General features: G+C 58.2%; 10 protein-coding genes. 4 read left to right on the top strand and 6 right to left on the bottom strand.

Going from position 1 to position 12,211, the window contains the following annotated elements:
* Positions 1 to 33 precede the first annotated feature (33 nt).
* Together NTD86_RS07320 and NTD86_RS07315 are read right to left on the bottom strand one after the other, a co-directional pair.
* Positions 34 to 738, bottom strand: a complete 705-nt coding sequence (locus NTD86_RS07320) for an aspartate/glutamate racemase family protein (RefSeq protein WP_262201503.1) — start codon at positions 736 to 738, stop codon at positions 34 to 36.
* A 159-nt stretch (positions 739 to 897) separates the two neighbouring features.
* Positions 898 to 1,908, bottom strand: a complete 1,011-nt coding sequence (locus NTD86_RS07315) for a D-cysteine desulfhydrase (RefSeq protein ID WP_262201502.1) — start codon at positions 1,906 to 1,908, stop codon at positions 898 to 900.
* A gap of 132 nt (positions 1,909 to 2,040) precedes the next feature.
* On the opposite strand from NTD86_RS07315, the gene NTD86_RS07310 reads away from it, so the two are divergent.
* The 4 genes from NTD86_RS07310 (at position 2,041) to NTD86_RS07295 (ending at position 7,053) form a co-directional block, all read left to right on the top strand.
* Complete coding sequence (locus NTD86_RS07310) at positions 2,041 to 2,931, top strand: LysR family transcriptional regulator (protein ID WP_262201501.1); 891 nt, start codon at positions 2,041 to 2,043, stop codon at positions 2,929 to 2,931.
* Positions 2,932 to 3,007: 76 nt separating this feature from the next.
* Complete coding sequence (locus NTD86_RS07305; protein WP_262201500.1) at positions 3,008 to 3,502, top strand: sigma-70 family RNA polymerase sigma factor; 495 nt, start codon at positions 3,008 to 3,010, stop codon at positions 3,500 to 3,502.
* Positions 3,502 to 4,479, top strand: a complete 978-nt coding sequence (locus NTD86_RS07300; protein ID WP_262201499.1) for a FecR family protein — start codon at positions 3,502 to 3,504, stop codon at positions 4,477 to 4,479. The genes NTD86_RS07305 and NTD86_RS07300 overlap by 1 nt, the downstream gene beginning before the upstream one ends.
* A gap of 156 nt (positions 4,480 to 4,635) precedes the next feature.
* Positions 4,636 to 7,053 (top strand): TonB-dependent siderophore receptor, encoded by a 2,418-nt coding sequence (locus NTD86_RS07295; RefSeq protein ID WP_410016961.1) that lies wholly within the window; start codon positions 4,636 to 4,638, stop codon positions 7,051 to 7,053.
* A gap of 73 nt (positions 7,054 to 7,126) precedes the next feature.
* Here NTD86_RS07295 and NTD86_RS07290 read toward each other — a convergent pair whose 3' ends face one another.
* The 4 genes from NTD86_RS07290 to NTD86_RS07275 all read right to left on the bottom strand — a co-directional run bounded on the left by NTD86_RS07290 (position 7,127) and on the right by NTD86_RS07275 (position 11,984).
* Positions 7,127 to 8,275 (bottom strand): MFS transporter, encoded by a 1,149-nt coding sequence (locus tag NTD86_RS07290; RefSeq protein WP_262201497.1) that lies wholly within the window; start codon positions 8,273 to 8,275, stop codon positions 7,127 to 7,129.
* Positions 8,276 to 8,393: 118 nt separating this feature from the next.
* Positions 8,394 to 9,749: a cytochrome c gene (locus NTD86_RS07285; RefSeq protein ID WP_262201496.1), complete on the bottom strand. Its 1,356-nt coding sequence runs from the start codon at positions 9,747 to 9,749 to the stop codon at positions 8,394 to 8,396.
* Position 9,750: 1 nt separating this feature from the next.
* Positions 9,751 to 11,343 (bottom strand): GMC family oxidoreductase, encoded by a 1,593-nt coding sequence (locus NTD86_RS07280; RefSeq protein WP_262201495.1) that lies wholly within the window; start codon positions 11,341 to 11,343, stop codon positions 9,751 to 9,753.
* A complete protein-coding gene (locus NTD86_RS07275) occupies positions 11,340 to 11,984 on the bottom strand; it encodes a sorbitol dehydrogenase family protein (RefSeq protein WP_262201493.1) in 645 nt (214 codons plus the stop codon). Before NTD86_RS07275 ends, NTD86_RS07280 begins: the two co-directional genes overlap by 4 nt.
* Between the last annotated feature and the right edge of the window lie 227 nt (positions 11,985 to 12,211).

Genomic DNA, 12,211 nt, shown 5'->3' with positions numbered 1-12,211 from the left:
TCAGGCATGAATCTTGTTTTTAGGAGGGAATCTTTAATTATTTGTTTTTGCTTGTGTGACTATTTCTTCAGCCAGTAAGTGGGCTGCGTCATAAATATCCGTTTCACTGTGCAGCAGTCGTTCAATAACCGACAGTTCGGTACAGGCAATGATGATGCATTCCGCACCTTGGGTTTCAAGATGTTTGATGGCTTCATTGAGTACTGCGACCGTGGTGTGATCTTTTATCCCCGATTTAATCTGTAGGATTGAGTCCATGACGGTTTGCTGAACCGGTGTCTGCGGTGCCACGACTTCAATACCGTGATCTGCAAACAGCCTGTCGTACAGTTTGAGTCCAATCACGGCAGTTGAAGCCAGGAGGCCGACTTTTTTGATCTGCGGTTGCTTAAGCCTTACATGGCTGACCACCAGTTCAAGCATGTTAAGCACCGGAATGGTCACGGCCTGGGCCACGTCGCTGTAATAGTGGTGAGCGGTATTGCAGGGAATGACAATGAAGTCGGCACCATAGGCCTGAAGAGACTGGGCGATTTGCACCAAAGCCGGGGCAGGGCTTTCGCCGGTTTTATCAATCAGTGCTTTGATGCGTGACGGAATCTTTGGATTGTTGTCGACAATCATGCGGATATGGTCGGCATCGTCTTTGGCCGGCGTGAGGTTGATGACTTTGCTCATCAGGTCAACAGTGGCTTCAGGCCCCATCCCGCCGATAATGCCAACAGTTCTATCGCTCATCTTCTATTACCGCTCTCACGTTATGCGTTATTGAATAAGTAGCCGCCAGCGTTTGTCCGGCCCTGGTCTGGCGAACGTAAACGACTGGCTTTACTGAGTGGGGTACAAGCAGGGAGGGTGGAAGTTACTAACCCTCACCGCCCCTCGAGCGCTGTTTAATTAACGGTAGTTGGGATAATCAAACGCGTTGCGGTATCCAAACAGTGCCTGGCTGCCGCCAGTGTGAACGAACACAATATTGTCGTCTTTCTTGAAGTGGCCCTTTCTGATCAAGTCGATCAACCCGGCAGCGCCTTTTGCCGAATACACCGGGTCGAGCAAGATCGATTCGGTGCGGGCAAACAGTTCGATGGCTTCAATGCCGCCGGGGGTCGGGATACCGTAGCCGGCGCCGACATAATCGCAGTTGGCAACCACGTGTTCGCGCTTGACCACACCCTCAATGCCTAGGTGGATGGCGGTTTGCTCAGCTAGTTTGAAGACGTTCGCTTCCTGCGCTTCGCGAGCCGCGCGCACGCCGATGCCCAATACCGGAATCAGGCTGTTGCTGGCGACGAAGCCGGTGACCAGCCCGGCTTGTGTGCCGGTGCTACCGGTGGCGTGTACGACTTTATCGATGCGCAGGCCCATGTCATTGGCCTGACCGAGGATTTCTAATGCTGCGTTGACATAGCCCAGCGCGCCCACCACGTTCGAACCGCCGCCCGGAATGATGTAAGGCTTCTTGCCTTGGGCCTTGAGCTTTTCAGCCAGTTCGGCCATGGCCAGGTTCATGTCGGTGTTGGCCGGGAATTGGCTTAGCGATGCGCCGAACAGTTGGTCCAGCAGCACGTTGCCGTTGTAGTTGTATTCGATATCTTTGCTGCCGGTACGATCTTCCAGAAGGATGTGGCACTCCATGCCCATCTTGGTGGCGATGGCAGCGGTTTGGCGGGCGTGGTTAGACTGCGTGGCACCTTGGGTAATAATGGTGTCCGCGCCTTTTTGAACGGCATCCCCCATCAGGAATTCAAGCTTTCGTGTTTTGTTACCGCCACCAGCCAGGCCAGTGCAGTCATCGCGTTTGATCCAGAGATTGGGCCCCCCTAGTAATTTACTGAGGTTGGCCATAGGCTCCAGCGGCGTCGACAAGTGAGCAAAGCGGATGCGTGGAAAGCGAGAAAGATGCATGAAAGTAACCCTTCGTTTTTGTGATGAAAACGAGGGCGAAGTTAGGCGATCACTTGCAGCGAAACCAATGCTTTTATGGCTGGAACCGGTTAGTTTTCTGCATGGCCTGCTAGCGCAAAGGATAAACACAAGATGGACATCAAATGGATCGAAGACTTCCTGGTCTTGGCTGAGCAAGGGAGCTTTACCAAGGCGGCTGAAACGCGCTTTGTGACTCAACCCGCGTTCAGCCGGCGTATCCGCTCGCTGGAAAGCTGGCTGGGCGGGAGTCTGGTCGATCGCAGCGCGTTCCCGACAAAATTGACGGAGATGGGTGTAGAGCTCATTGCGCCGATGCACGATCTGCTGGGCCGTCTATACGACCTGCGAGCCCGCGTCGAAGCCCAGTCCAATCACGAAAACAGCGTGATGTTGTCCACCCAGCATTCACTGAGTGTGTCGTTCATTCCGCAGTGGTACAGCACGTTAAGTGCGGCTGTTGGCGGCAAGGCGTTGAGGGTCAATGCCAGTAACTTGCATGACTGCATCGAATCGTTCTTGTCGGCTCACAGTGATCTTTTGCTCTGCTATTTCGCGCCAGGAATCTATAAGGAACTTGATCGCGATGATGTCGTCAGTGCCCGAGTAGGGACAGAGCAACTTATTCCGGTGTGCGTGAATCCAGAGATTTACGCGGGCGGTCTTGAGGAGTTGGCCAACGTTGATCTGGTGGGCTTTCCGATAGAAGCATTTTTTGGTCGCCTGATTCATAAAGAGTGTTTGCCAAGGTTCGCGCAACACACCCGCTTCAATCTTGTTTACGAAACGGCATTGACCGAGAGCATCAAGGCCATGGTGCTTCAAGGTGTCGGCATGGCCTGGCTGCCTTCAAGACTTGTGGCCAAAGAACTTGAGGCCGGTGAACTGAAGCTCATTGCCGATTTTCCTTGCGTCGACATGGAGATCATCCTTTATCGGCATTTGATGCCGCGCAAGGCTGAAGTATCGCGTCTTTGGAGCAAGATTACCCAGAACCTCAATTAACCTTCCGTCAGCGCAATGATTGCTGGGATTAATAGGAAGCATTACTATTCGCGCCCCACCTATTCAGTCCAGTGCGATGACTCACAAAGTGCCCCGCCGAGCGGGCTTTTTTGAACATTACGAAGAGTTGATCGGAACCTGGACGCGTCGCTTGCGCAATCGCCAGCAGGCGCAAGACTTGGCCCATGACACTTTTGTACGCGTGCTCGAATCCGCTTCGGAGGCCGTCGAGCAGCCGCGTGCCTATTTGCATCAAATGGCGCGTAACATCGCTGTCGATGGTTTTCGCCGAGAAGAGTTGCGTGATGCCAAGGAGCAGGCAGCCGTTCCCCCAAGTTCGTCCGAGACGGGCGACCCGGAGCAGTACATGCGTGCTATCCAACTGGCTGAGTCTGTTGAAAAAGCTCTGCAAGAGCTTCCGCTCAATTGCAGGAAGGTGTTTGTCTGGCAAAAAATCGAGGGCATGAGCCAGGCCGAGATTGCCGAGCGCCTGGGACTGTCCAAGAACATGGTGGAAAAATATATGATCCGCACCCTGCGTCATCTGCGTGAACGGGTGGAGGCTCAATAATGGATACGCGTGAAGGCACCTTCGACAACGCCAGTGTGCGCGATGCGGCGGCCACCTGGTTTGCCCGTGTGCAGGCGCAGTCTTTGAATGTGGCCGAGCAGGCTGAATTCGAGGCCTGGCGTGCCGGGCATCCGAGCCATGAGGCCGAGTACCAGTGGTTGGTCAATCTATGGTCGGCGACCGACTTGCTGCCTAAAGAGCGGTTGCAGGCGCTCTGCGAGGTCCCGGTCACGCCTATCAAGCGCCGTTCAGTGTTGGGCTTTGGGCTGGCGGCCAGCGTGCTGGCCATGGCGGGCGGTTCGCTGGTCTGGTCACAGTTACAGTCTTCAAGCCATTACCAGGCCAGCTTCGCCACGGTGTCGGGAGAGCGCCGTACGGTGACATTGCCAGATGGTTCTGCTATCGAAATCAACAGTCGCAGCCAGTTGCAGGTCAACTTTGAACCTGCGCAACGTACGGTCGTCCTCCAGCAAGGCGAGGCGATGTTCAATGTGGCGCATGACACGGACCGGCCTTTTGTAGTACTCGCCGGGCCGGGGCAGGTGACGGTCACAGGCACCCGTTTTGATGTGCGCCACGAAGGTGGTCAGGCGCAAGTTGCCGTGGAGTCCGGGAGTGTCCGGGTGCAAGGGGCAGACTCTGCGGCGCGGGTTAACCTGACGGCAGGTTTGGGGACGGTGATCAATGCCCAAGGGCAGGTGGCGGCCGTGCAGCCGGTCAATACCGAAGCGCTGACGGCCTGGCGCAAGGGGCAATTGGTGTTCAATAACGCGAGCCTGGCGGAAGTGGCCGCCGAGGTGTCGCGCTATCGTGACCAACCGCTGCACGTGAGTACCCCAGCCTTGGGGCAGTTGCGCCTGTCCAGTGTTTTCAAGACCAATGACACCCAGGCGCTACTCAGCGCGTTGCCGCGTATCCTGCCGGTGGCGATCAGAAACCGCGCCGATGGCAGTCAGGAAATCATTTCGGCAAAATAATCTCAGATTGGATTCAGGTTTTTTTCGAGTTCTTCGTCTTCTTGATCAACTGCAACTGGTTTGCATTAACAAACGCAATCACCTGCGATCAACTGGGCAAGACTCGACGTGAAAAACAACCATCCTTGTGTGCGGTTTTCCTCGCTTAAATCATCTTTGAACGCTCCCTCGTCTACTGCACGATCGCGTTTGTTGCCATTGGCGCTGGCCCTGGCGGTCAGCTCGGCGATTCCGTGTGCGTTTGCCAGCGAACCTGTTGCGAGCGCGATTCACATCCAGGCCCAGCCGTTGGGTGCTGCCTTGAGCCAGTTGGCCCAGCAAACATCCTTGCAGGTGTTTTACAGCCCGCAACTGGTGGCTGGCAAACAGGCCCCGGCCGTCAATGGCAACCTCTCGCCTGAGCAAGCCCTGCGTGAACTGCTACAAGGCAGTGGCCTGAACTACCAGCTCAACGGTGACGCCGTGACCCTGAGCCCGGCGGCGACGGTCAGTGCCTCGGACGGTTCCGGCCCGCTGGAGCTGGGCCCGGTTGATGTGAAGGTGGTCGGTAACTGGCTGGGCGACGCCAACTCTGAGGTGGTGCAGAACCACCCCGGTGCGCGGACAGTCGTACGCCGTGAAGCGATGGTCGAGCAGGGCGCGATGACTGTCGGCGATGTGCTCAAGACCATTCCCGGTGTGCAGGTCCAGGAATCCAACGGCACCGGTGGCAGCGATATTTCCCTGAACGTCGGCGTGCGGGGTCTGACTTCACGTCTGTCGCCGCGTTCGACGGTATTGATTGACGGCGTACCGGCGGCTTTTGCCCCTTACGGCCAGCCACAATTGTCGATGGCGCCGATTTCCTCGGGCAACCTGGACAGCATCGACGTGGTTCGCGGCGCCGGTTCGGTGCGCTACGGACCACAGAACGTAGGCGGTGTTATCAACTTTGTTACCCGCGCGATCCCGGAAACGTTCCAGGGCGAGGTCGGCACTACGCTGGAAACCTCAGAGCGCGGTGGCTGGAAACATCTGGAGTCGGCCTTCCTGGGCGGTACGGCCGACAACGGTATCGGCGCTGCGCTGCTTTATTCCGGTGTGAAAGGTGATGGGTATCGCTCGAGCAATAACAACAACGACATCAATGACGTGTTGTTGAAAACCCATTGGGCGCCGACCGACCAGGACGATTTCAGTCTTAACTTCCACTACTACGACGCTACTGCCGACATGCCGGGCGGCCTGACGCAGAAGCAGTTTGATGCTGACCCGTATCAATCCGTGCGTGACTGGGACAACTTCACCGGGCGCCGCAAAGACGTGTCCTTCAAGTACCTGCGTCAGATTGATGACCAGACCCAATTTGAAGTCCTGACCTACTACACCGACAGCTTCCGTGGCAGCAACATTGCGGCGCGCAACCTGCAGACCCTGGCTTCGTATCCGCGCAGCTACCACACCTTCGGTATCGAGCCGCGCGTGTCCCACGTTTTCACCCTGGGTGATGTCACACAGGAGGTGGGCCTGGGCTATCGCTACCTGAAAGAAGCCATGCAGGAAGAAGCCAGCCAGTTGCAACTGGTCAACAACGTGCCTGTACCGGGCCCGGGGGCTGACGGCCACATTTATCAGGACCGTACGGGTGGCACTGAGGCCAACTCGTTCTATATCGATGACAAGATCGATGTCGGCAAGTGGACCATCACCCCGGGTATCCGCTTCGAGCGCATCAGCACCAACTGGCATGACCACCCGGTGCTGGACAACAAAGGCGTGCCGGTTCTGGAGAAAAATCGCAGCATCGACAGCAACGAAGCGCTGCCTGCACTGAGCGTGATGTACCACCTCTCCGATGCCTGGAAACTGTTCGCCAACTATGAAACCTCGTTTGGCAGCTTGCAGTACTTCCAGCTGGGGCAGGGCGGTCGGGGCGATCAGACTGCAGATGGCCTGCGGCCTGAAAAAGCCAAGACCTATGAAATCGGTACCCGTTACGACAATGGCGTATGGGGCGGTGAAGTCACGCTGTTCTACATCGACTTCTCTGACGAACTGCAATATGTGAGCAACGATGTGGGCTGGACCAACCTCGGCGCGACCAAGCACCAGGGTATCGAAACATCGGTTCACTACGACATGTCGACCCTCAACCCGGCCCTGGACGGCCTGTCGGTGAATGCCGCTTTCACCTACACCAAGGCAACCTCTGAAGGTGATATCCCGAACTTCAAAGGCCGTGACTTGCCGTTGTATTCGCGTCAGGTGGTCAACCTTGGGGCTCGCTATGTGGTTAACCGCTGGAGCTACAACATCGACATGTTTGCCCAGTCGCAACAGCACGCACCCGGCACGGGCGGCGTGTACATCACCGACCCGACGCCAGACGGCCAATACGGTGATATTCCGGGCTATGCCACCTGGAGCACGCGTGTAGGGTATGACTTCGGCCCTGAAGCCTCGAACCTGAAAGTGGGCGCGGGCATCAAGAACCTGTTCAACCAGGAGTACTACACCCGTTCCAGCGACAACAACTCGGGTATCTACGTGGGTGAACCGCGCACGTTCTTCGTGCAGGCCAGCGTAGGGTTCTAAAGCAGCACGGCTTGTCTCGCGGTCTTTTGAGGGTTTAAAAGATCGCGAGGCAAGCTCGCTCCTACAGAGTGAATCAGACTTTCAAGATGCGCCCGCTGATGGCCACGCCCACCAGCAGGACGGCGATCAATCCGAAAGCGATATTCAAACTGCTGGCATGGGCAATAAAGCCGATGGCAGCGGGGCCCGCCAAAATCCCTGCATAACCCAGCGTGGTAATGGCCGGCACGGCGATGCTTTCTGGCATCACGGTCTGCTTGCCCACAGCGGTGTAGAGCACTGGCACGATATTCGAGCAGCCGGCGCCTACCAGCGCGTAGCCCAACAGTGAGACTTCCCATCCCGGTGCCAATGTTGCCAAGGCCAGCCCGGCAGCGGCGAACAATCCGCCCAGCACGATGACCCGACGCGCGCCCAGTCGGCTGACAATGGTGTCGCCTAACAAACGTCCCACGGTCATGGTCAATGCGAACGAGGCATAACCGAGCCCGGCATACACCTCATTGATGTGCTTTTCGGAGGTCAGGAACACCGCACTCCAGTCGAGCATCGCGCCCTCAGCCAGAAATACGGTAAAGCACAGCAACCCGATAAACAGCACGACACCGTGCGGAATGGCAAAGGCCGGGCCGGTGCTTTCACTGCCGTAGGGCAGCATGTTCGGTGCCGCCTTGAGCAGCGCCGCGAGGATCAGCACGATCACCACGACCATCGCCCACAGAGGCGTCAAGCCCAGTGCGAGCAGGCCGCTGACGCCCGCCGCACCGACAATCCCGCCGACACTGAACAGGCCATGGAAGCCAGACATCATGTGGCGTCCGCTGGCGCGCTCGACAATCACCGCCTGCAGGTTGACGGTCGAATCGACAGTGCCCAGGCCCGCGCCAAACACAAACAGGGTGGCGATCAACAGGCCAATGGAACTGACTGTCGCCAGGAGCGGCAGGCTCAGGCAGATCAGCACCGTGCCGGCGATCAATACGCGGCGGCAACCAAAACGGGTCGCCAGCACCCCGGCAATTGGCATCGCCAGAATCGAACCGACGCCCAGCGATAACAGCAACAGCCCGAGCGTCGCGTCATCCAGCCCGGCCCGCGCTTTGGCATAAGGCACCAGCGGCGCCCAGGCCGCAATGCCGAAGCCAGCGATAAAGAAGGCAATACGTGTCGATATCTGTTCAAGACGCCCCGGAGTTGGGGGCGTTTTAGGGATAGAGGTCATGGTCTTCCTTGAAGGAGGTGCGATTAAAACAAGGACACATCCTTACACAGTTGCCATCGACCTCGCGAGGGTGAGCGTATTGCCTGGTTCATTGGCCTGTGGGAGCCGCACAGAAGGTCTAGGGTTTGCGTCGGCAGAACAGCCTCCAGACAATCCAGGCCACCAGCAAAACAAACACGCCAATCCCGGTCCAGGCCAGCGCTGCTGCAGAGTTGATGATCCAACTGACCGGCGTTTTATCCGACAGAATGTTCGCAACCTCTTGCTCGTCCGGCCCTGAACCTGGCACTTGCCCGAAGGTCGAGCGTACATAGCGAGCCACGGCGGCGATTTGTTCGTTGTTCATTTGATCGCTGAAACCGGGCATGAGGATATGCCTGTCATCGATTTTGAGGTTGATCCCTCCGGCAATGACCTGCACCAGGTTGTTCAGATGCGCCGAGCGCAAATCCCGTAACCGGCCCAGTTCAGGCCCGGCCCCACCGGCCCCGTCGAGGCCATGACAACTGGCGCAGGCTGATTGATACAACACCGCGCCATCCAGCGTGTCGTTGTTGGCCAGGTTTCGCCAGCCGGTGATGGGGCCCTCGACTTTGTCCGGGTCTACATGGGCAGGGGTTGATGGCGCTGCTGGCAAGGCGGCAGAGGCGACAGCAGGCACCTGGCGCAGGTAAACAATGATGTCGGCGATTTCGCTATCGCCCAGATGGCTCAGGCTGCGACTGACCGCCAGGCCCATATCGCCGCCCGCGACAGCTACCGAGTTGTGGCCCTTTTGCAAAAACGTTGTCAGGTCCTGATCGCTCCAGCGCCCAAGGCCGGAGGCGTCGTTGGTAATGTTGGGCGCATGCCAGCCGCCGACAAACGCGCCACCAAGGTGCTGGTCCGGCAACTCGGCCATCAACATTCCACGGGGTGTATGGCAGGTACTGCAATGGCCCAAGGCTTCAACCAGGTAACGTCCGCGCTCTGCTGACTCCCCTTGTGCCGGTATTTCGCCTGCCGCGTGACCTTCTTTCAGGTAGAGCAGGTTCCAGGCCAGCATGGCGGGGCGGATGAACGGAAACCCCAAGTCGGTTGCGCGCACCTGATGGCTGACCGCCGGTACGCTCTGCAGGTAGGCGTAGAGCGCAGACACATCGTTGTCGGTCATGCCGGTGTAGGACGTGTACGGCATGGCCGGGTATAACCAGCCTTTGCCGGGAGCGCGACCTTTGCGCAGGGCATCGCGCAATTGCGCTTCGCTCCAGCCACCGATCCCGGTTGGCGTGTCTGGGGTGATATTGGAGGCATAAATCGGCCCCAAAGGGCTGGCAATCGGTGCACCGCCTGCCAGGTTCTCACCGTGGCAGCCCGCGCAATCGGCCGCCGTGGCGATGTATTTGCCGCGCTCAACGGTCGCGGCATCGCTTTGCTGGGCGCTGGCCCATTGGGAGCCAAGGGCGAGGGCGACGAAGATCAGAGCCTTGCGCATGTCACACCTCCTTGGCGATGTGTTTGCCGGCCCGGATGGCCAGCGCCATCCCGGTCAGCGTAGGGTTGACGCCGCCCGCCGTGGGCATCACGCCGGTGGTGACCAGAAACAGGTTCTGGTGATCGAAACACCGCAGGTCGCGGTCGACCACGGCATCTTCTGCCTGGGTGCCCATGCGCACCGTGCCCATGATGTGTTGCTGGCAAATCCACGTGGTCGGTGCACTGATCCGCGTGCCGTTGGTGGCTTGCAGAAAGTTGGCAAAGTCATCCATCAGTCGGGGCAAGTTGGCGTTGGTGTAGTCCGAGATCCGGTAGTTCAGGCGCAGTCCCGGTAGGCCCAGCGAATCTTTGAAGCTGGGGTTAAGGCTTATCCCGTTGGCTTTGTCGGGCAAATCCTCGGTCAGCGCTTCAAAGGTAAACATTCGTGCTGAACGGTCGTAGATTTCATCATCCAGCGCAGCACCGATCTTGTGCCCCGAAAGCGCAGTTTCGGCGATGCCGACGGTTGGCGGGTTGTTCAGCAAGTCATAGCGTGTGGACGGGATGCGGGTGCGGTCCGGCTGATTGCGCCGCTGCATGATCGCGCCATGGATGTTTTGCCCGCGCCCGGCCCACAGTGGCTCAGATGAAAGCAGGGTCATGTCGATGGTGGGGTGCACCATCAGGTTGCGACCGACCATCCCCGAGCGTGTGCCGAGATTGTTCATCAGCATCAGCTTGGGGGTTTCAAAGCCGTGACCGGCCAGCACATAGATTTTGGCTGTCAGCCGCGTGGCGCCACCTCTTGGGCTCAGGTAGTGCAGGGCGGTGACTTTGCCGTCAGCGCCGGTTTCGATCTTGTGCACCACGGCGTTGCTGCGCAGGTCCACGCCCAGCTTGCGGATTTTTTCGACAACGTGATAACCCGAATGCTTGGCGCCGATCGGGCAGTTCCAGTTGCACATGTTGTTGCCAATGCAGGCGGGGCGACCGTCATAAGGTTTACTGATCCGTGAAGACGGCGCCACGTCGATGCGATAACCCTTGGTTGCAATCTGCTGCTGCAAGCGTTGAATAGCGTAGGGTTTGGCTTCAGGCGGAAGGGGAAAAGGCCGCGAACGTGGCGGGTAGGTGTACCCCAGGCCTTGGCCGGATTCGTCATAGTCGGCGATGCCGTTGACCCCGATTTCGTATTCGGCGTCGCAATAGAACGGCTCAAGTTCGTCGTAGGTGATCGGCCAGTCCACGGCGAGTCCGAAACTGGATTTCAAGGCCATGTCTTCGGGCAGCAGGCGCCAGGTGGCCGCCGTCCAGTGCCGTGAGGTGCCGCCCACTGAACGCAGGGTGCCGGGGAACACCTCGATCCCTTCAAGGTGCGGGCTGATATAGCCGGGGCTGAAGCTGTTGGGGGCGTAGGGCACATCCGGGAACGGTGCGTTGAAATTGTTCTGTCTGGCCGAGTTTCGGAAGTTGTCAGTGACTTTCCAGTCGGTGGTTTCCGGGCCGGCTTCGAGCACGATAACTTTTTTGCCTGCGCGGGCCAGTTCCAGCGCCACCATGGAGCCCAGCGAGCCTGAACCGACCACGATCACATCTGCATCGAAATCGCTCATGACTTGGCCTCCAGGCCCAGTGCCGTGCGAGCAGCCTCGATAGTGTCGAATTTACCGGCGGCATAGGCGTGCCAGGCCGGGTCGGGGGTGGCGATGGTGTAGTGCTTCAGGGGTTGATACGCCCAGGTGGTTGCGCCTTCGGGCAAGTCTGAGGCGTCGACCCCGCGCGGCGCGTCTCGCCACCAGCCTGCCGCGCCCGGCGGATAGCTCTGCGCAGGGATAATGCCGCCCGTCTTGGCATAGGCCTGCATTTCAAGAAAGGTGGCAAACGCGGCGTCATCCTCGAGAATCCGCCCCGACGGCGTGCCGACGTAGCCCAGGTACCAGGGCTTGGCGATGATCAGGGCGGTGTCCAGGTCAGTGCCGGTTAATGCTGACAAACCGGCTTCACGGCTGGCGCTGGCGATCAGGGCTGTATGCAGCGACGCAAGATGTGCGGCGAAATCCTGATGGCGCTCAGTCAGCAAGGCCTCGATCCGTGCGGCGGCACCGGAGGTCAGGTTGTCGGCGCCGGTAATGATCCGGCTCACCTCGCGAAACGCATCTGAAGCAGACCCTGCGGCCAGCAGCGCACTCGACCAATACAAGGCAGGCGGTATCAAGGCCAGCGATACAAGAAAGGAACGACGATCCATAGACATAGTGCCCACCCTGGCAAACTGATTAACGTCCGGTGTTAATACGTTGAAAGTTGTTTATAGCCAAAATACAACTAACAGCAAGTTTTGATTGTTAGTCAGGGAGGGGACTTTCAGATTAATAAAGCGGGTGTTGGATCCTTGGAGTGCGGCTATTTATATATGTGTTTTTGGAAATGCAAATCATTATTGATTTGTAGGAGCGAGCTTGCCTCGCGATCTTTTAAATA

The sequence above is a fragment of the Pseudomonas sp. 7P_10.2_Bac1 genome, from assembly GCF_025465935.1.
Taxonomy (GTDB): domain Bacteria; phylum Pseudomonadota; class Gammaproteobacteria; order Pseudomonadales; family Pseudomonadaceae; genus Aquipseudomonas.
This window is presented reverse-complemented; position numbering and strand designations above follow the sequence as displayed.